This is a genomic window from Paraburkholderia sp. BR13444 (genome assembly GCF_040948755.1).
GTDB lineage: Bacteria > Pseudomonadota > Gammaproteobacteria > Burkholderiales > Burkholderiaceae > Paraburkholderia > Paraburkholderia youngii.
The window spans coordinates 434,180-452,896 of sequence record NZ_JBFPKM010000005.1 but is presented as its reverse complement, the minus strand read 5'-3'; the positions used below and the strand labels follow the sequence as shown (position 1 = coordinate 452,896).

General features: G+C 63.4%; 17 protein-coding genes. 4 read left to right on the top strand and 13 right to left on the bottom strand.

Translation table 11 applies throughout. From position 1 onward, the window contains the following. Nucleotides 1-127 precede the first annotated feature (127 nt). The 8 genes from AB3X95_RS17940 to AB3X95_RS17905 form a co-directional block, all read right to left on the bottom strand. On the bottom strand, nt 128-820 hold the full coding sequence (locus AB3X95_RS17940) for a phosphatase PAP2 family protein (protein WP_176124744.1): 693 nt from the start codon (nt 818-820) through the stop codon (nt 128-130). A 130-nt stretch (nt 821-950) separates the two neighbouring features. Continuing rightward, nucleotides 951-2,663: a SulP family inorganic anion transporter gene (locus AB3X95_RS17935; protein ID WP_368622067.1), complete on the bottom strand. Its 1,713-nt coding sequence runs from the start codon at nt 2,661-2,663 to the stop codon at nt 951-953. Nucleotides 2,664-3,321: 658 nt separating this feature from the next. Further along, the gene (locus AB3X95_RS17930) at nt 3,322-4,374 is read right to left on the bottom strand and encodes a substrate-binding domain-containing protein (protein WP_176366681.1); all 1,053 of its coding nucleotides are present in this window, start codon (nt 4,372-4,374) and stop codon (nt 3,322-3,324) included. A 45-nt stretch (nt 4,375-4,419) separates the two neighbouring features. After that, the gene (locus AB3X95_RS17925) at nt 4,420-5,580 is read right to left on the bottom strand and encodes an ABC transporter ATP-binding protein (RefSeq protein ID WP_368622066.1); all 1,161 of its coding nucleotides are present in this window, start codon (nt 5,578-5,580) and stop codon (nt 4,420-4,422) included. Between the two features lie 3 nt (nt 5,581-5,583). Further along, a complete protein-coding gene (locus AB3X95_RS17920; RefSeq protein ID WP_368622065.1) occupies nt 5,584-6,501 on the bottom strand; it encodes a carbohydrate ABC transporter permease in 918 nt (305 codons plus the stop codon). Then, nucleotides 6,498-7,454, bottom strand: coding sequence for a carbohydrate ABC transporter permease (locus AB3X95_RS17915; RefSeq protein ID WP_368622064.1), 957 nt, complete (start codon nt 7,452-7,454; stop codon nt 6,498-6,500). The genes AB3X95_RS17920 and AB3X95_RS17915 overlap by 4 nt, the downstream gene beginning before the upstream one ends. Before the next feature lie 8 nt (nt 7,455-7,462). Beyond that, nucleotides 7,463-8,701: an ABC transporter substrate-binding protein gene (locus tag AB3X95_RS17910; protein WP_176124735.1), complete on the bottom strand. Its 1,239-nt coding sequence runs from the start codon at nt 8,699-8,701 to the stop codon at nt 7,463-7,465. Nucleotides 8,702-8,795: 94 nt separating this feature from the next. After that, on the bottom strand, nt 8,796-10,214 hold the full coding sequence (locus AB3X95_RS17905; protein ID WP_176124733.1) for a GH1 family beta-glucosidase: 1,419 nt from the start codon (nt 10,212-10,214) through the stop codon (nt 8,796-8,798). A gap of 275 nt (nt 10,215-10,489) precedes the next feature. On the opposite strand from AB3X95_RS17905, the gene AB3X95_RS17900 reads away from it, so the two are divergent. Then, on the top strand, nt 10,490-10,876 hold the full coding sequence (locus AB3X95_RS17900; RefSeq protein WP_176124731.1) for an ester cyclase: 387 nt from the start codon (nt 10,490-10,492) through the stop codon (nt 10,874-10,876). Between the two features lie 120 nt (nt 10,877-10,996). Here the strand turns inward: AB3X95_RS17900 and AB3X95_RS17895 are convergent, their stop codons facing one another. Beyond that, a complete protein-coding gene (locus AB3X95_RS17895) occupies nt 10,997-11,152 on the bottom strand; it encodes a hypothetical protein (RefSeq protein WP_018433572.1) in 156 nt (51 codons plus the stop codon). Between the two features lie 81 nt (nt 11,153-11,233). Next, nucleotides 11,234-12,478 carry a DUF1479 domain-containing protein gene (locus tag AB3X95_RS17890; protein WP_368622063.1) on the bottom strand — a complete coding sequence of 415 codons (1,245 nt, stop codon included), beginning with the start codon at nt 12,476-12,478 and terminating at the stop codon, nt 11,234-11,236. A 95-nt stretch (nt 12,479-12,573) separates the two neighbouring features. On the opposite strand from AB3X95_RS17890, the gene AB3X95_RS17885 reads away from it, so the two are divergent. From AB3X95_RS17885 to AB3X95_RS17875, 3 genes are all read left to right on the top strand, one after another. Further along, complete coding sequence (locus AB3X95_RS17885) at nt 12,574-13,539, top strand: AraC family transcriptional regulator (protein WP_176366674.1); 966 nt, start codon at nt 12,574-12,576, stop codon at nt 13,537-13,539. A gap of 64 nt (nt 13,540-13,603) precedes the next feature. Further along, nucleotides 13,604-14,551, top strand: coding sequence for a lactate dehydrogenase (locus AB3X95_RS17880; RefSeq protein WP_176124723.1), 948 nt, complete (start codon nt 13,604-13,606; stop codon nt 14,549-14,551). A gap of 52 nt (nt 14,552-14,603) precedes the next feature. Further along, on the top strand, nt 14,604-16,082 hold the full coding sequence (locus AB3X95_RS17875; RefSeq protein ID WP_176124721.1) for a DASS family sodium-coupled anion symporter: 1,479 nt from the start codon (nt 14,604-14,606) through the stop codon (nt 16,080-16,082). A 186-nt stretch (nt 16,083-16,268) separates the two neighbouring features. On the opposite strand, the gene AB3X95_RS17870 is transcribed toward AB3X95_RS17875, so the two are convergent. From AB3X95_RS17870 to ftrA, 3 genes are all read right to left on the bottom strand, one after another. Further along, nucleotides 16,269-17,486, bottom strand: a complete 1,218-nt coding sequence (locus AB3X95_RS17870) for a DUF2252 domain-containing protein (RefSeq protein WP_368622062.1) — start codon at nt 17,484-17,486, stop codon at nt 16,269-16,271. 75 nt (nt 17,487-17,561) lie between these two features. Beyond that, a complete protein-coding gene (locus AB3X95_RS17865; protein WP_176107774.1) occupies nt 17,562-17,738 on the bottom strand; it encodes a hypothetical protein in 177 nt (58 codons plus the stop codon). Beyond that, nucleotides 17,735-18,694, bottom strand: a complete 960-nt coding sequence (gene ftrA, locus AB3X95_RS17860) for a transcriptional regulator FtrA (RefSeq protein ID WP_176366673.1) — start codon at nt 18,692-18,694, stop codon at nt 17,735-17,737. The genes AB3X95_RS17865 and ftrA overlap by 4 nt, the downstream gene beginning before the upstream one ends. Between the last annotated feature and the right edge of the window lie 23 nt (nt 18,695-18,717).

Sequence of the window (18,717 nt, the reverse complement as noted above, 5' to 3'; positions counted from 1 at the left end):
TCGACTGTGTCAGCGATTCGAATGAATCGGACGTTTTATTTTGATTTCATTAGACAGAATATTGCATGAGATGGCAATAGAGGGTGCTCGCTAATCTCAGCTCACTGAAAGTGAGGCGCCGGGCGGGTCATAGATGCTTGAACACGCCGCTCGCCAGAGCACGCAACTCTTCGAACTGCGTGACGAGTTGAAGGCACAGAAGGAAGGCGAGTATTGCCGAAGGTCCCCGATAGCGTTCCATCCATCGCAGCACCGGGGTCGCGTAGCGCTTGCGAATCGCATCGCGCGTCAGGATCAACGTGATCCCGATTCCCAGCGCGGCGCCCACCAGCAAATCGGTCGGATAGTGAAAGCCGAGATAGGCGCGCGGAAGGCAAATGAACAGCGCGGTATAGAGAAGCGCCAGCACGCCGATGCCCCGCCACACGAGGAAGATGCCGGTGGCGATTGCCATCCATAGCATCGCGTGATCGCTCGGGAACGAACTCCAATCCGACAACTGCGCAGCCTTGGTCGAGCCGCTTGCGAACTGCAGATGAAGTTCGGGGTTATAGATGGGACGCACTCTAAACGGCAACCAGTGCGCCAGCAGCCTTCCGACGAAGAGCGCCACGACACCGCTGAGAAGCGTCGCGAGCACGATTTCGCGCCGCCATGCGGCGCGTTCGTCTCGTTGAAACCAGATCCACCAAAGCACCGGAATCAATACCAAGCCTTTAAAGGAGTACAGGTCGGCAATGGCTTGTATCGATTGGGTCGTGAAATGACCGAAGCGTATGCTGGACAGATATGTTTCGATGGTCGAGTCGAAGCTGTTCATGTTTTTGTAATTAATATCTGCTAATTGCAGCGAAACATCAGCCTAATCCAACCAGGCGACAAGAAATGAGGCGCAGACAACGTTTGCTACCAACTTTTTGCTCGTTCCGATACCGCACGGGCCCTCCCCGTTATGGCGCCCCCTTCACCTGCTCATGCGGCTTCTCCACCCCCGCCATGCTCAGCGCCTCATGCAGCGTGCCGAAAATGCAGCGCTCCTCGACGATCGGCGTGATGCCATGCCGATCCATATCCGAGCGCAAATAACGATTCACGCGCGCAAAGACCACTTCGATCCGATCGCGCTTGAGCGCCGAGCACAACTCGCCCACCGAGCGCGCCGCCGAATAATCGACATCCGTTATCGCGCTCGCATCGACGACGAACCAGCGCACGGCATTCGGTGCGTGCTCGATCAGGCGGCGCGCATCGTCGACGAAAAAATGATCGTTCGCGTAGAACAGGTCGGCGCCGAACCGATAGACGATCAGCCCCGGCGCGGTCTCGATGCCGGGCACCGCCGGCACCGGCACCCACATGCCGTCGCCGTTGGGCGCGAGCATCATCGTGTGCGGGCGGTAGCTGTGTCGGACGTGGCGCAGCAACGACAACGCGACCGCGACCAGAATGCCGTGCTCGACGCCGATCAGCACGACCGCCGCCGCCGTGAACAACGCTAGCGCGAATTCGCCGGGACTTTCGCGGCGAATCGAAAAGAGCGACTGCACGTTGATCAGGCCGACCGCGATCGTAAACACGATGCTCGCGAGAATGCAGTGGGGCAAATACTGCAGATAGCGGCTGAAAAACAGCAGCACGATCACCACGACCGCAGCGAACACGAGCTGCGCGAACTGGCTGCGTGTGCCGGCTCGATCGGCCATCGCGGTCTGCGTCGGGCTGCCGTTGACGACGAACGCGCCGGAAAACGCCGCCGCCGCGTTGGCGGCCGCGATGCCGAGCAGGTCCGCGTTGGTATCGACCACCTCGTGATAGCGCTCGGCGAACACCCGGCTCGCGGCGGCGCTTTGCGCGACGATCATCACGAAGCACGACGCCGCGACCGGCACCAGATCGAGCATCTGCTGCCACGTCACCGACGGAACCCGCAGCGGCGGCAAGCCGCCCTCCACCGGACCGAGAATCGAGATGCCGTGCGCGGCGAATCCGAACAGGTCGCTTGCGGCAATGCCTCCGACGACCGCGATCAACGGCACCGGCAGACGCGGCCAGAAACGCTTGCAGACGAGAATCGCAGCCACCACGAAGAGCGAGATCGCCAGCGTCGGCCGATTGATCTGCGCGGCCTTGCTCACGACGAGCAGCAGTTGGTCCACACTGCGCGTCGCATGTCCGGGCACGCCGAGCATGTCTCCGAGCATCGCGATGCCGACCTGCACGCCGACGCCGGCGAGAAAGCCGACCAGCACGGTGCGCGACAGGAAGTCGGCGAGAAAACCGAGCTTGAAGATGCGCGCGACGAGCAGCAACGCAGCCGTCAGCAGCGCGACCATCGCCGCGAGCGCCGCGTATTCGGCGCTCGACGCGGCTGCCATCGTCTCGAGACGGCTCGCGAAGATCGTCGCCGTGGCCGAATCGGCAGCGACGACCAGATGCCGCGACGCGCCGAAAAACGCGAACGCCACGAGCGGCAGGAATACCGTATAAAGCCCGGTGACGGCCGGCATGCCGGCAATGCGCGCATAGCCGAGCACCTGCGGTATATCCATCGACGCAAGCTGCACACCGGCCAGCGCATCACGCGCCGCCGCGATCCGGCTCAAAGGAAAAACGCCCTTCAGCACGCTCGCACGTGCCGCCATTTTCTGCAGAGAATCTCGCATATGCGATGCCGACCCAAAACGAAGGTAATCGCGCATCGTGCCGCGAACCCGCACGCCAAGGCAAGACTTGCTGAAAGGTAAAACGGGCTATTGACGAAAACGAAAACGAGAAAGCAAATCGAAAGGACGCAAACGGTTGTCCCTTTCAAATTGACGACGAACCAACGAATGCCAATCGCAATGCGAAAATTTCCACGGCACGGCCGCGGAAAAAACGCGCGAAGAAAATCTACCGTTTGAAACGTCCGGTCTGCGGATCCACATGGCGCGCAAAGCTAAACAGCGCAGCGATGCCGATCGGACAGGCGATCAGAAAGATGGCCAGCATCACACTCACCCCGTAACAACTTGTTACAGCCGAGTTTAAAGAAATTTGACGCAAGTTTAATGAGGGAAAACGCAAAGCAGTCTTGCGAAGAATTACGACGACCTTTAAAAAACCGTCACATCCGTAAGTGAAAACGCGAATAAGCGCGCGACGGCTCGCGTTAAAAAACTCGAAGAAAAATCCGTCGGACTTGAGAAAAGCCTCGCCGCGTATAGCTGGTAGCCGCGTCCCCGTTTAGTTCGCAAGTTTGAAACGGCGCCGGCATAACACAGCCGGGACGGCGCGCGTCCGCGCGCCAGACATCACACCGCCACGATTAGGCAAATCCCTCTACCGGGTTGCGCCACGCGTATTTTTCTTCTGTATCGGCGCTGGCCCGACCGATTCGCGCATCGTCACGCTGACCGGAAACTCGCGGAAGATCTCCCACGTGGTGCCGTAACACTGGTTGATCAGCCAGCGCACCGCGTTTTGCGTCAGGTCTCCGGTCGGAATATGCACCGACGTGAGCCCGGGCGCCGCGTACGCGGCCGAGTAGTCGTCGTCGTAGCTGATCACCGAAATGTCGTTCGGCACCGAAATGCCCGCCTGGTGAAAACGCGCGAGCACGGCGACAGCCATCGTGTCGTTCGCGCAGAACAGGCCGGTCACGCGCCGCTGCGTCTCGAGCAGCTTCTGCGCGGCCGCGTAGCCGCCTTCGGGCGAGAAGTCGGATTCGATCAGCAGGACGTCGTCGCGCGCAATGCCTGCTCGCGCGAGTTCGGCGAAAAAACCGTCGATCCGCATCACGTTGTCCGACGCGGTAGCGGGCCCGGAAATCACCGCGATGTCGCGATGCCCGTGATCGAGCAGCGTGCGCGCCGCGAGTTCGCCGCCGCGCCGATGATCCGCGCTGAACGACGCTTCCGGCAACTGCTCGAACGCGCGATTCAGGAACACCATCTTCGGATGCATGCCATGCAGCATGATCAGGTCTTCGTCGTGCAGATCGTGGCTGATCACGACCACGCCATCGCAATCGCGGCCGATCAGAAAGCGCACTGCCTCGATTGCCTGCTCGCGCGGCGACACCTCGCCGCAACCGGTCGCGACCACGACATGCCGGCCGACCGCGCGCAACTCGGTGTCGGTCTGCTTCAGGATCGTGCCGTAGTACGGGCCAAAGAAGGTCGGCACGAAGATGCCGATGATGCCTAGCTGCTGCGTCGCCATTGCCCGGCCGATCGACGACGGGCGGAAGTTCAGCGCCTCGATCGCCGCCTTCACGCGCGCCGCGGCATCGGCGGAAATCGGTCCCTTGCCGGAAATCGCTCGTGAGGCGGTCGACATGCCGACGCCGGCCAGTTGCGCGACGTCCTTGAGTGTTGCCACGCGGTTCTCCATCAAACCTGTCTCGACGAGCCGCTTCGCGCGTGACGCGGCGCGGCGTTATAAGCGCGCGCCGCTCGCTTCGTCGAATAGCGAGACATGCGCGGCGTCGAACGAGAACGCCACGGTGTCATCCTCCGCAATCGGCGCTTTTGTCTGATCGATCGACGCGATCTGTTCGCCATGATAGTCGAGCCAGATCACGCGGTGGTTGCCCATCGGCTCCATCAGCGAAACTTTTCCGCGCTCGCTGCCGCCTGCCGTGATATGCACGTCTTCGGCGCGCACACCGAGTACGCACGGCACACCGTGCGCGGGTGCCTGCGTGAACTCGTATGCCGACACGTCGATCTGCGCATTCCCGGAGCAGAAGTGGAGCACGCCGTCGCGCGTTTCGAGCGTGCCCTTCAGCAGATTCATCGCCGGCGAGCCAAGGAAGGTCGCGACGAACAGGTTGTTCGGCCGCGCATAGACCTCGGCCGGCGTGCCGAACTGCTGGATCACGCCGCCGCGCATCACGGCCATCCGTGTCGCGAGCGTCATCGCCTCGACCTGGTCGTGCGTCACGTAGATCATCGTCGCGCCGAGGCTGTGGTGCAGTTGCTTCAGCTCACGGCGCAGCTCGGTGCGCAGCTTCGCGTCGAGGTTCGACAGCGGTTCGTCGAACAGGAACACATCGGCTTCGCGCACGATCGCGCGGCCGATCGCGACGCGCTGCCGCTGTCCGCCCGACAGCTGCGACGGCTTGCGCTTGAGCAGCGGCCCCAGTTGCAGCATCTCCGACGCGCGTGCGACACGCCTTGCGATTTCCGCCTTCGGCGTGCCGTTGATGCGCAGCGCGAACGACAGGTTGCGCTCGACGCTCATGGTCGGATAGAGCGCGTACGACTGGAACACCAGCGCGATGCGGCGATCTTTCGGATCGGCCCACGTCATGTCCTCGCCGGCGATCTCGATGCTGCCGTCGCTGACGTCGATCAATCCGGCAATGCTGTGCAGCAGCGTGGACTTGCCGCAGCCCGACGGCCCCAGCAGCACGACGAACTCGCCGGCGAGCACGTCGAGATCGAGGTTCTCGATCACCGTGTTCGCGCCGAGCCGAATCGTCAGATTGCGGACCGCCACATTGGCGGGGTGCATGAGCGCCGCGGCGTCGGCGGCAGCGCCCGCGCTTGCACCCGGCACGGCGGCCGCGTCGATCGTATTAGCCATGTCTGTCATGCCTTACCCCTTGACGGCGCCCGACGCAATGCCGCGCACGAACCAGCGGCCCGAGATGAAATAAACCGCGAGCGGCACCATCGACGTCAGAATGGTCGCCGCCATATTGACGTTGTAGAGCCGCTCACCGGTCGTCGTGTTGATGATGTTGTTCAGTTGCACCGTCATCGGCAGATTCTTCGTGCCGGCGAACACGAGGCCCAGAATGTAGTCGTTCCAGATGTTCGTGACCTGCATGATCAGCGCGACGACGATGATCGGCGTCGACATCGGCAGCATCAGCTGAAAGAAGATGCGCCAGAAACTGCCGCCGTCGATGCGCGCGGCCTTGAACAGCTCCTGCGGAATCGACGCGTAGTAGTTGCGGAACAGCAGCGTCATCACCGGCATGCCGAACATCGTGTGAATCAGCACGATGCCGGGCAGCGAGCTGAACAGATGCACGCTCGCGAGCACCCGCACGAGCGGATAGATCATCACCTGCACCGGAATGAACGCGCCGACCAGCAGCACGCCGAACAGCAGGCCCGCGCCGCGCGGCCGCCAGAACGACAGCGCGTAGCCGTTCACCGCGCCGACCATGATCGACAGCACCGTGCTCGGCGCGACGATGCGCACCGAGTTCCAGAAGCCGACGCGAATGCCGTTGCAATCGAGCCCGGTACAGGCCGACTGCCATGCGGCAACCCACGCGTCGAGCGTGAAATGCATCGGAAACCCAAGCAGATTGCCGAGGCGGACCTCGCTCATCGGTTTGAACGACGTGACCAGCATCACATAGAGCGGCAACAGAAAGAACACCGCGGCGGTGAGCAGGAACGCGTAGATGCCGAGGCGCGCCGGCGAGAACACCGAACGGCGAGGCCGCGTGCGCGCGCGCTGCGGCAAGCCGCCTTTGAGCGTCGAATCGAGCGTGTTCATCCTCTCTCCCCGCGCAGCGCCGCACGGCTGCGTGCATAGAAGAATGGCGCGAGAACCGCGAGCACCGTCGCGAGCAGCACGATCGATGCTGCCGACGCAAGACCGATATTCGCGCGTCCGAACAGATAGTCCATGATGAATTTGGCCGGCACTTCGCTGGCGGTGCCGGGGCCGCCCTGGGTCATCGCGACGACAGCGTCGTACAGCTTCACGACCATCACGAACAGCAGCACGAACGCGGTCGAGATCGACGGTCCGAGCATCGGCACCACGATGCTCGCATACACGCGCCAGCGTGGAATGCCGTCGATGCGCGCGGCTTTCCACAACTCTTCGTCGATGCCGCGCAGGCCCGCGAGCAGCAGCGCCATCACGAGGCCCGAAGCCTGCCAGACGGTCGCGATCACGATCGTGTAGATGACCCAGTCCTGATCGACGATCCAGTCGAAGCGCGCATGCGGGAAGCCGAGGTTGCGCAGCACCTGCTGCGCACCGAGGGAGGGATTCAGAATCCACTGCCACACGAGCCCGGTCGCGACGAACGACATCGCGTACGGATACAGAAACACCGTGCGCAACGCGCCTTCCGCGACCACCCGTTGATCGATGAAGATCGCCAGCAGCAAACCGATCACCATGCACGCGACGATGAAGCACACGCCATAGATCACGATGTTCTGCAGCGACATCAGCCAGCGGTCGTTGTGGAACAGCCGTACGTACTGCGTGAGGCCCGCGAAGTCGTTCGACGGAAACGTGTGCGAATTGCTGAGCGACACGCGTGCGGTCCAGACCATCGTGCCCAGATACGTGAACACGACGGTCAGGAGCATCGGCAGCAAGGCCAGCCAGACCGCGATCGAAAACCGCCGGTTCAGCGGCTTGCTTCGCGGCCTGGGTTGCGACTTGCCCGGTGGGTTCGAACCCTCGGCTGGCAGCTTGAGCGCGTGCATGGCGAGGCCTAGCCCTTCAGCGCGCTGGCGAACGCTTTCTGCGCGTCGTCGACGGACTCGTTCTTGTTCCAGAAGTTCGTCACGACGTCAGTCAGCGCACCTTGCGTATCGGGCGACAGCAGCATTTCCGGGTTCGGCAACTGGCGCGACTTGTCCTTCATGATCGCGATGCCCTCCTTCGCGCAGATGTCGAGGCTGCTTTCATCCACGTCACCCCGAATCGGAATCGAGCCCTTCTTCGCACTGAACGCAACCTGCGCGGACGGCGAGGTCATTACCGTGGCGAGCAGATTCTGCGCTTTGATCGCCGACGCGCTGTCGGTCTTCGGGAACACGAACACGTCGCCCGCAACCAGGTACGGCGAACGCGGACCGAAGCCCGGGAAGCAGCCGAAGTCCTTGCCCGCGGTCTGATTCGCCGCGAGGAACTCGCCCTTCGCCCAGTCGCCCATGATCTGAACGCCGGCCTTGCCCGAAGTCACGAGCGCGGTCGCGTCGTTCCAGTTGCGGCCAGGCGAGCCCGGGTCGACGTAATCGTGCAGCTTCTTGAACGACACGAGCACCTTCTTGAACGCCTCGGAGTTCACCGCGTTCTGATCGTGATCGCGATAGACCTTCATATACAGGTCCGGGCCGCCCACATCGGCGAGCACCGCGTCGAACGTGATCTTCTCCTGCCACGGCTGACCGCCGAACGCGAGCGGAATCACGCCCGCGCTCTTCAGCTTGCCGAGATCGGCGATGAATTCGTCGTAGCTTTTGGGCTCGCTCGTGATGCCCGCTTTCTGGAACACCGGCTTCGAGTAGAAGAACCACGCCGGCATATGGATGTCGACCGGCGCCGCGTAGAAATGGCCCTTCACGCGGATGCTGTCGAGAATCGATTGCGGAAAAATGCCGTTCCAGTTTTCTTTCGCGGCGACGTCGTCGACGTTATTCAGGAGTCCCTGATCGATCAGATCGTGGAACTGCTTCGACGTATTGAACTGTGCTGCTGTGGGCGGATCGCCGCCGACGATGCGGTTGATCGCGGTGGCGCGCGCCTGGTCCCCGCCGGCGACCGCGTTGTCGACCCATTGGCCGCCGGCCTTGTCGTACGCGACGGCAAACTGACGAATCGCCGCCGATTCGCCACCCGAGGTCCACCAGTGAATCACGTTAGCCTTGAGCGGCTCCGCATGCGCGACGACGCCATACAGCGCCAGTGCCGCAACTACGCCTCGCAAGACCATTCTGTTGCTGTTCATTCCGTCTCCTCCAGGCTCCGCGCCCGTGTGTCAAGTCGAAATACCAACCAGCTCCACCCGGTTTTACATCGTTGCTGCGTCGTTTTGATTGTGTTTATTGCGCCTGCGCCTTGCGATCTTCGAGGAATTTCGACACCAGCTCCGCGCTGCGTTTAATCGTGCGCTTCTGCGTCTGGTAGTCGACGTGCACGATGCCGAAGCGCCGCTCATAGCCGAAAGCCCACTCGAAGTTGTCCATCAGCGACCACAGGAAATAGCCGCGCACGTCGACGCCCGCCTTGATCGCCTGATCGACCGCGGCGAGATGGCGCTTCAGGAACGAGATGCGCTGCGTGTCCTCGACGCGGCCGTCGATGACCTTGTCGTCCGATGCCATGCCGTTCTCGGTGATGTAGATCGGCGGCAGATTGGCATAGGTGTCCTTGAAGCCGGTCAGCAGATCGCGAAGACCGTCAGGGTAAACCTCCCATCCCATCTGCGTACGCTCGACATCTGCAAGCGGCACGTCCTTGAATCCATGCCCGCCGTCGCTCGCCACGTTGGTGCGGAAATAATAGTTGATGCCGAGGAAATCGAGCGGCGTATTGATCGTCTGCATATCACCTTCGAGCACTAGCGGCTCGCTGCCCGGCCACAGCTCGACCAGGTCTTGCGGATACTCGCCCTTGAACAGCGGATCGAGAATCCACGCGTTGTGCTGAACTTCGAACAGTTCGGCCGCGCGACGGTCGGCGGCGCTGTCGCTATTCGGCGTGCCGCGCCCGACGTTCGCGACGATGCCCTTGTGCGAACGCGGATCGTTCGCGCGCAGCACCGGAATCGCGAGACCGTGCGCGAGCAGCAGATGATGCATGGCCTGCGCGGCGAAACGCAGGTTCGAGAGTCCCGGTGCGTGATGACCATTGCCGTAGCCGAGATACGCCGAACACCACGGTTCGTTGAGCGTCGCCCACGCATCGACGAAGCCGTGCAGTTCGCGGCTCATCAGATCCGCGTAATCGACGAAACGGTACGCGGTTTCGCGATTGAGCCAGCCGCCGCGATCTTCGAGATGCTGAGGCAGATCCCAGTGATACAGCGTGACGAAAGTCGTGATGTTCTTCTCTTTGAGCCGTCCGAGCAGGCGCTTGTAGAAGTCGAGCCCCTTGTGGTTCGGCGCGCCGTTTTCGTCCATCACACGCGGCCATGCGGTCGACAGCCGGTACGCTTCGAGGCCGAGGCCCGCGAGCAGATCGACGTCCTGTTCCCAGCGATGATAGTGATCGCATGCGACGGCGCCGGTGTCGCCCGCCAGCACCTTGCCCGGTGTGGCCGAGAACGTGTCCCAGATCGACGGCAGGCGGCCGTCTTCATTGACCGCGCCTTCGATCTGATACGACGCGGTGGCCGCGCCGAGCAGGAAATCCTGGCGCCATAGCGACGAATCGGCGGGCGGTGTGAATGGATCGAAATGTGGATCGCCGTGAGCGCTTGGATGTTCGGCGTCGACGACTGCGGATGCGTTGTTTACCACGGATTCTCTCCTGCGATGAGGTCGTTGAACCGGGTGTGGCGGAACTCGATGCGCTCTCGTTCGAACTTACGGTGAACACTTAAGTGGAAGCGCTTCCACACTGTCGAGTGAACGATAACAGTGGCGAAATCGGAGCAGCAATCCGGGTTTGTCTGGAGAGGGTTTCTCGCATCCGTGCGAGGTGATGCGGGGTGCATCGAGGGAGCCGCCATTCAACGCTAAATCCCAGATCGCCGACAATCGGCTTATCTCCTTAGGCATGGAAGACGATTGCGATGAGCGAATTCAATCTGTCGAAACTCTATCGCGGCTATATCGCCTGTCTGAACACGCAGGACTGGTCAAAGCTGCGGGACTTCGTTGGCGAAGACGTGAAGTACAACGGACAACGAATCGGTTTGCCGGGCTATCGCGAGATGCTGGAAAGAGATTTCCGCGAAATTCCGGACCTGCACTTCGAGATTCAGATACTGGTTTGCGAGCCGCCGCATATCGCAAGCCGATTGCATTTCGACTGCACGCCCATCGGCATGTTTCTCGGCCTTCCCGTGCAAGGCAAACGCGTCGAGTTCTGCGAGAACGTCTTCTACGAGTTCGGTGACGGCAAGATCCAGCAAGTCTGGTCGGTCATCGACAAAGCCGCGATCGAGAGTCAGTTGTAGCGGCGCAGGGACACGCCGCGCTCACGCGCTGCGCTGTGGCATCAGCCCGTCGCCACGATTGACGCTGCACCGAACCGCGCAGCGGCACATCTATTTTGTTTATCGAGCCAACGCGCTCGTCTACGGCTTGTCGTCTTCGCGATCGGGGTCGATGTCGGGATCGAGCGGCGGCGCGTCCGGGTCCTGCGATGGACCGATGTCGGGCAGATCCGTCTGCACGACGTCGGATTGATCCGGCCGGATCGGGTTTTCATCCTTGTTCGGTGTGGTGGCCATGGCCGGTCCTCCTTGGGTCGTTGCCATGCTGAAATGGCAGCAAGTTCCGCTCCCGTCCAGAGGCGGCCATGTCCTTTCCGCTCACGAATCGAAGCCCATCTGCGCACGGCCAAGCTCGGTGAGATCGTCCGCCGTCGCTCGGCCGACGAAATCGACTTCGAAGTTATCGGCCGGAAAATCCGGCGGGCTCCTGCCTTCGAGAAAGCTCGGCAGTTGCCGCTTCAGGTACGCATCGTTTTTCGCGCAGGCCGGCAGCGAAGCGATATACATCACGTTGCTATAACCGTTGCCGCGATGCGCGTCCTCGACCGCGTGAATGACGTCGCTATGCCAGAACACGGTGTCGCCCGCCTGCATCAACGGAATCGACGACAGCGCATGAAACAGCGGCGCGTGATACTCGGACTTGATCGACAGCGCGCGCCCCGGCATCGCTCCGCACAGATCGTCTTCGGCGACATCATCCTGAAGCGCGCGCAACAGGATGTAGACCATCGAGTTCGCCATCGGAACCAGTTGCAGTGTGCCGTCGCCGGGACCTTGCGGCGTCAGCGCGGTCCAGCCCTGGAACGTGCGGAACATCGAACAGACGGCCGGCGAAGCGATCTCCTCGACTTCTGTGCGCCACGCGGCATCGAACGGATCGTAGTCGCGCCAGTGGCCAGAGAACACATGGCGATAGACGTTGCGGAAATTCGGCTCGATCCAGCGCTCGACCGAACCACCGTCGCAATGGGCCGACAATCCGAGCGATTCCGATCCGGGCGGCCGGCGACGCAGGCGGTCCGCATACACCGGCACATGGTTCGGATCGAAATGCACGCGCCCTTCGCTCTCGGTGCGCCACAGCCGGTTCAGGAACACGCGGGCCTGGGTGAGCGCGCTCGACTGGCGCGCGAGCACCTGCGGCTTCGACCAGTACACGCCGTAGATTTGCGGCTTGCTCGAAGCGAGCTGGCCGAAGTACTTGTCTTCCGCGCGATTCAGCAGCTTGGCGTCGAGGTCGTTACGCTCGACGTATTCCGCGATGTCCTGATCCCATTGCTCGACGAGCGGCCGGTCGAACACCCTGCGGATCACGCAGGCGCCGCGAGCTTTGACGAGCGCGATCTGCTCGTCGGTGACGCGGTTCGCGACGATGTCGGCGAACTGGATTTCCGGAATCACCGGCTCGCCGCGCTCACGCAGCGTTGCGATTCGCTCGGCCTCCTTCGTCATCGCCGCTGCGACGTCGGCGAACACTTCACGGTAGTTCGGCAGCATTGCGCGCAGTTCGCGCTTCGCTTGACGGATGGCTGCCGGCAGGTCGTCGATTTGCAAGGCCATTGCATCGTCTCCATGGGGTTTCTGATGCTTGAAGCGTACGCGAACGAGCAGTGCGCGCGTGATACTATCCGGTCAATGATTTGACGATTTCGGACATGAAAGCCGCTTTCGAACATGTGGATTTTGGCCGGGACTGTTCGGTCAGGGTTTATCACCGCCGGCTGCCCCGCATCCCTTTCGAATGGCACCACCATCCCGAGTACGAGCTGACGCTGACGATGAACAGTCAGGGCAAGCGGTACATCGGCGACTCGGTCGCGACCTACGGCGCGGACGATCTGGTGCTGGTGCCGCCGAATTTGCCGCACACCTGGGCCTCGAACCGCTCGATCGACGCGGCGCACCCGCAGGTCGCGATCGTCGTCTGGTTCGACGGCGCGTGGCTGCGGCGACTCGCCGATGTCTGCCCCGAATACAACAGCCTCTGCGACCTGTTGCGCAGAGCGGCCTGCGGCCTCGCATTCGAAGAGGGTGCCGGCGCGCGTATGCGCGAGCACCTGGACCGCCTGCTGTCCGACAAACCGCGCGAACGCTTGCAGGCGGCGCTCGACGTGCTGGATCTGCTGTCGGCGCTTCCCGCCGCGCCGCTCGCATCCCCAAGCGCATTCGATGCGCGGACCGGCGCCGCCACTGGCCACGAATCCGATCAGCTCAATCGCGCGCTCGCATTGATCGAGACACAGTTCGCGCATCCACTGCGGCTTTCCGCGCTTGCCAAGGCGTCGGGGCTGTCTGAGCGCTCTTTGACGCGGCATTTCACGCAGCATCTTGGCGAGAGCGTCGGGCGCTATGTGACGCGTGTGCGAATCGGCCACGCGTGCCGGATGTTGACGGACACGCAAGCGCCGATTTCCGTCATTGCGACGCGCTCCGGGTTTGCAAACGTGGCGAATTTCAACCGGCAATTCAAAGCCGCCAAGGCCATGACACCGGTTGAATTCAGGCACCAGTTCGCAGGCGCGCGGCGTGCCGAGCAACAGATGTCGCCGCAGCTGACCGAGCGCTCGCCTTCTCTCCAGAGGCGAAAAAACGCGCCGCCGCCGTGTAGGACTAAGGTCTGATTGATGACAAACGCGCGGGTGCGACTATGCTTCGGGGTGAAACCCGAACTTAGCGAGGTTCGCGATGCGGCAGGCCAAGATCGTTATCGTCGGCGCGGGGCTGGTTGGGGGATCGGCAGCCCTGTTCGTGGCGTTGGCCATTCCGAGCGCGAAAGTCGTCATCATCGACGTCGCGCGGGTGCGCGCTGAAGGGCAGGCTCTGGATCTCGCCCATGCCGCGGCATTCTGGGGGCACAGCCGGTTCCGCGCAGGGGACTACGAAGACGCGCGCGACGCCGACATCGTCGTGATCACGGCCGGCGCCGGGGTCAAACCCGGCGAGACGCGCCTGCACCTTGCCAGAACCAATGCGGAGATCGCGACCGAAATCGTCGGGCGCATTGCACCGCTCGCACCCGAGGCCATCTACCTGATCGCAACCAACCCGTGCGACGTGCTGACCGGCGCCGTGTACGACCAGCTGCGTGGCGAGCGCGAGCGCGTCATCAGCACCGGCACCTCGCTCGACACCGGGCGGCTGCGCTCCCTGCTGTCCGAACGGCTCGGCGTGGTGGCCTCCGCGATTCACGCCTATGTGCTCGGCGAGCATGGCGAATCGGCGGTGATCCAGTGGTCGGCCGCGACCGTCTGCGGCATGCCCCTCGAAACCTTCCTGACGAGGAACGGCAAGGAGCTGGGCCCCGCCAGCCGGGATCTGATCCTGCGCTCCGTCCACGAGGCGGCCAAGCTCATCAAGGAAGGCAAAGGCGCCACCCATTACGGCATCGCCAGCGCGATTGGAAGGATCTGCGAGGCCATCGTGCACGACATGGATCTGATCCTGACGGTCGGCATCGTCCAGCCCGAAGTGGAAGGCGTACCGGACGTGTGCGTGTCGCTGCCGATGGTCGTCAATGGCGCGGGCGCGCGCCTGATCGCCTATCCTGAACTTGACCCTATCGAGCGCGAGGCCTTGCTGGGAAGCGCGCGCATCGTCAAGGAGGCGACGCAAAGCGTGCTTCACGAGCAGTGACGCTTTCTCGCGCACTCCGAAAAGACCCAGCAACGCCGGCACGAGGTCCAACATGGCTCCCACACCTGCCAAGGTTTCACAGCCCACCAGCTCCCCGCCCGCCACGCCGAAGCCCTCGGTCGGACTGCCCGCGGGCATCTGGAAATATCTGGTGCCGGTCGCGGTCGGCCTCGTGCTGTGGTTTCTGCCCGCGCCAGCCGGCCTGCAGCCGAAGGCTTGGCATATGTTCGCCGTGTTCGTCGCGACCATTGCGGGCATCATGACCGCCCCGCTGCCGATGTCGGTGGTTGCCATCATCGGCTCGACCATCGGCGTGCTGGTCGGCGTCCTGACGTTCGCCGACGTCACCCGATCCACCGGCACCGACCTCGTCTGGCTCGTGATGCTCGCGTTTTTCATTTCACGCGGCGTGATCAAGACCGGCCTTGGCCGCCGGATCGCGCTTCTGTTCATGCGATTGCTGGGAAAGCGCACGACGGGACTCGGCTACGGGCTCGTGCTGACTGAACTCGTGATCTCCCCCGCGATGCCGAGCATCACCGCGCGCGCGGGCGGCGTGATGTTGCCTATCACGCGAGCGATTTCCGAAGTGCTGGGCAGCCACGCCGACGATCCGGAATCACGCGCGAAGGTGGGACGCTATCTGATCCTCTGCGCGTTTCACGCGAACATCATCACGGCGGGTATGTTCATCACGGCGATGGCGGGCAACCCGCTGGCGGTCAAGCTGGCCGCGGACCAGGGCGTGTCGATCAGCTGGCTCGACTGGGCGCTGGCGGCGTCGATCCCCGGTCTGCTGTGCCTCGCCGTGATTCCGATCGCGATGCTGTGGATCGCCCCGCCGCATGTCAGACGCACCCCCGATGCGACCGACCTCGCGCAACGGGAGCTCGCGACGATGGGCTCCATCTCGGTCAAAGAAATCATCATGGCGTGCATCTTCGTCGGCTTGCTGGTGCTGTGGGTGTTTGGCGACGATCTCGGCATCGGCGCGACGCTCGCGGCGGCGATCGGCGTGTCGTTGCTGTTCATCAGCGGCGTGCTGACCTGGCAGGACGCGCTGAACGAGAAGTCCGCCTGGGACACGATGATCTGGATCGGCCTGCTCATCATGCTGGCCTCCAAGCTCAACGAATATGGGATGGTGGCCTGGTTCGGCAAGGAATTCGGCCAGCACCTCGCGGGCTTTCCGATGCTGGCCGTCTATATGCTGGTGGCGGCGATCTATGTTTACATTCACTACTTTTTCGCCAGCGCGACCGCGCATATCAGCGCGCTGTTTCCACTTTCGATGGCGCTGATGGTCGCCGCCGGCGTCCCGCCCTTCGTCGCCGCGGTCTCGCTCGGCATTCTCAGCAATGTGAACGGTTGCCTGACGCAATATGGCATCGGCTCCGGTCCGGTGATGTTCGGCGCGGGCTACGTGACCCAGGGTGAATGGTGGAAGGCGGGCTTTTTGATGAGTCTGTTTTACATGGTCGCCTGGCTGGTGGTTGGGCCGCTTTGGTGGAAGTTGCTGGGGCACATATGAGACAACGCGGCTTTCGACGCGCGGACCGTCCGGTCCGCGCGCACGTGATCCTGCTGCGCTTCCCGCTTCGTCAATCGCGAGCGGGCCTGACTCGCGCAACTTCCCAGTTCGTCGTCGAGCGGCGCCGATCACCGCGACGCCGTCCGCGGCGCTAACGCTCTCGCAGGCTGGCGAGACGAAGATCGTCTACTGGCCCGCGCCGCTCGCCTCGAAACTCCCCCGGTCATAAGCCTCGCAATAAGCCTTCCAATCCGCCGCGACCTGCGCTTCGCACTGCGTGGCCAGATCGATCAGCGGCAGTTGCCAATCGCGCCGACTGCCATACGCGATCAGATCGTCCGCGATCGCCGACTTCTGCCGTCCTCCGCTGCGCAGATGCGCCCACGCGCTCAACTCGGCCATGCTGTTGATCACCGCTTCGAGCCGCGGCAGCTTGCCGTCCCAGTCGGCAAGGGCGACGCGATCTTCCGATGGCTGCAAACCGCGCAGCACATAGGAGCGCTGATTGAATTCGACCGCGTGCAAAAAGGCCTGCGAGACCGCCTGATTGCGCCGCTGCACCTCGACGACGCGCTGCGCCTCGATTTGCCAGTTCGGCTGCGTTGCGCTCACGTGTGCACTGACCGACGATGACAGCGCCTCTTTCAGATCGATCAGGTAGTTGCCATCGGGCGAGCCCTTGCCCTCGACCAGAATCACGTAGCGATCGACACCGAGGCTACCCGTGCCCGCGATGCGTCGCGCGACATCGAGCGTGCGGTAGAAGTCGGGATTCGGCTCGGTCGCCGCGAACCGCTGCATGAACTGCACGACCGCCGCGCGCCGCTCATCGCTGACCGGCAGCGCTTTCTTGCCGTCGACCTTCAGCATGCGCGTCTTGCCCTTGAGCACCGTGCGCCGGTCCAGATGCGCGGCGCGCGTGCGGCTCGCGAGCGCGACGAACAGATCGCGCACCATGCCGACCGAGGTCTCCGCTTCGATCCAGCGCGACTTGCCGTAGGCGAGCGCGGCGCCGTAGGCATCGAGCGCGGTGTGGCATAGCGCGAGCGCTTCAGCGCGGCTCAGCTTCAGGTCGGCCGCGCCGACCAGCACGCTCGTCAACAGACGCACCAGTTCGTACGGAGCCGGTGCGAGACAGGCTTCGTCGAAGTCGTTGTTGTCGAAGTAGACGAGGCGATTGTCGCCCTTGTAGCTGCCGAAATTTTCGAGGTGCATGTCGCCGCAGATCCACACGTGCGGCGCGTCGTCGAGCACGCTCGCGCGCGGCAGACGCTGATAGAACAGATGACAGGTGCCGCGCAGAAACACGAACGGCGAGCCGCGCATGGCTTTGTATTTCATCGCGAGCCGTTCGGGGTCGCGCCCGGCGTTGAAGCTGGCGATGATCTTTGCGATGTCGGACATAGCGGGTTCCGTTGAATGAGCAAGCTCGGCGTGAGCTGCGTGCGTGCTGCTGTGACATCGGCGCGTGCAGCGAATTCAATGCCGGGTTCGGCGCGGATTCAGCGAACCCTGCGCGCTGCGCACTTCGTTGATCGAGGTCGCGACGAGCGCCGTGATCGGCGCTGGCTGGGCGGCCGCCGCATTCCTGAGCGCCGTCCACGTTTCCTGCCGCAGGCGGCGCCGCCGATGCGGCCGCGCTCCGCGCGCGCTCACCCCTCCCCGCCAAACCTGCGCCGATACGCCCCGGGACTCGTCAACGCGATCCGCCGAAAATGCCGCCGCAACGATTCCTCCGAGCCGAACCCCGCCAGCTCGGCGACGCGCGCCATCGGCAGCGGCGTCGCCGCTTCGAGCAACTCACGGGCAAGCGCGACGCGCTCCCTGACGAGCCATTCATAGGGCGCCATGCCGGTCGCGTCGCGGAACTGCCGTTGCAGTGTGCGCGGGCTCATTGCCGCCCGCGTGGCCAGCGAACTCAGCGTATGCGGCTCGGCCGCATGGCCGCGCACCCAGTCCATCAGCTTCGCGATCCGTCCGCTTTCGTCGTGCGGCATCGGACGCGGCACGAACTGCGCCTGGCCACCCTCGCGGTGCGGCGGCACCACGAGCCGTTGCGCGACCCGATTCGCGACCGCGCTGCCATGATCGCGCCGCACCAGATGCAGCAGCATGTCGAGCCCGGCCGCCGATCCCGCCGACGTGATCACCTGCCCTTCATCGACATACAGCGCGTCGGCCTGCACGCGCAGTTGCGGATAGCGCTGCTGCAACTTGTCCGCGTAGCGCCAGTGGGTCGTCACGGTCTTGCCGTCGAGCACGCCGGCCGCCGCGAGCACGAACACGCCCGAGCAGATCGAGCAGAGCCGCGCGCCGCGCTCGTAGGCCGCGCGAAGCCTGCGCAGCAGCGCGGCCGGCGGCACTTCGTCGGCATCGCGCCAGCCAGGAATCACGATCGTGTCGGCGCTCGCGAGCAGCTTCAGCGTGTACGGCGCGGCCAGCGTGATGCCGCCCGCCGCGCGGATCGGACCGGGCTCGCCCGCACAGACCGCGAAGCGATACCACGGCACGCCGAGCTCGGGACGCTCGAGCGCGAACAGTTCGGTCACGCAGCCGAATTCGAAGGTGCAGAGCCGGTCGTAGGCCAGCGCGACGACGAGATGATTGTGCATGGCGCGATGTTACCGAAGATTGA

Excerpts from the sequence above, each read along its gene's own strand:
- AB3X95_RS17940 (WP_176124744.1), bottom strand. The coding sequence starts at position 820 with ATGAACAGCTTCGACTCGACCATCGAAACATATCTGTCCAGCATACGC.
- AB3X95_RS17935 (WP_368622067.1), bottom strand. The coding sequence starts at position 2,663 with ATGCGAGATTCTCTGCAGAAAATGGCGGCACGTGCGAGCGTGCTGAAG.
- AB3X95_RS17930 (WP_176366681.1), bottom strand. The coding sequence starts at position 4,374 with ATGGAGAACCGCGTGGCAACACTCAAGGACGTCGCGCAACTGGCCGGC.
- AB3X95_RS17925 (WP_368622066.1), bottom strand. The coding sequence starts at position 5,580 with ATGACAGACATGGCTAATACGATCGACGCGGCCGCCGTGCCGGGTGCA.
- AB3X95_RS17920 (WP_368622065.1), bottom strand. The coding sequence starts at position 6,501 with ATGAACACGCTCGATTCGACGCTCAAAGGCGGCTTGCCGCAGCGCGCG.
- AB3X95_RS17915 (WP_368622064.1), bottom strand. The coding sequence starts at position 7,454 with ATGCACGCGCTCAAGCTGCCAGCCGAGGGTTCGAACCCACCGGGCAAG.
- AB3X95_RS17910 (WP_176124735.1), bottom strand. The coding sequence starts at position 8,701 with ATGAACAGCAACAGAATGGTCTTGCGAGGCGTAGTTGCGGCACTGGCG.
- AB3X95_RS17900 (WP_176124731.1), top strand. The coding sequence starts at position 10,490 with ATGAGCGAATTCAATCTGTCGAAACTCTATCGCGGCTATATCGCCTGT.
- AB3X95_RS17895 (WP_018433572.1), bottom strand. The coding sequence starts at position 11,152 with ATGGCCACCACACCGAACAAGGATGAAAACCCGATCCGGCCGGATCAA.
- AB3X95_RS17890 (WP_368622063.1), bottom strand. The coding sequence starts at position 12,478 with ATGGCCTTGCAAATCGACGACCTGCCGGCAGCCATCCGTCAAGCGAAG.
- AB3X95_RS17885 (WP_176366674.1), top strand. The coding sequence starts at position 12,574 with ATGAAAGCCGCTTTCGAACATGTGGATTTTGGCCGGGACTGTTCGGTC.
- AB3X95_RS17880 (WP_176124723.1), top strand. The coding sequence starts at position 13,604 with ATGCGGCAGGCCAAGATCGTTATCGTCGGCGCGGGGCTGGTTGGGGGA.
- AB3X95_RS17875 (WP_176124721.1), top strand. The coding sequence starts at position 14,604 with ATGGCTCCCACACCTGCCAAGGTTTCACAGCCCACCAGCTCCCCGCCC.
- AB3X95_RS17870 (WP_368622062.1), bottom strand. The coding sequence starts at position 17,486 with ATGTCCGACATCGCAAAGATCATCGCCAGCTTCAACGCCGGGCGCGAC.
- ftrA (WP_176366673.1), bottom strand. The coding sequence starts at position 18,694 with ATGCACAATCATCTCGTCGTCGCGCTGGCCTACGACCGGCTCTGCACC.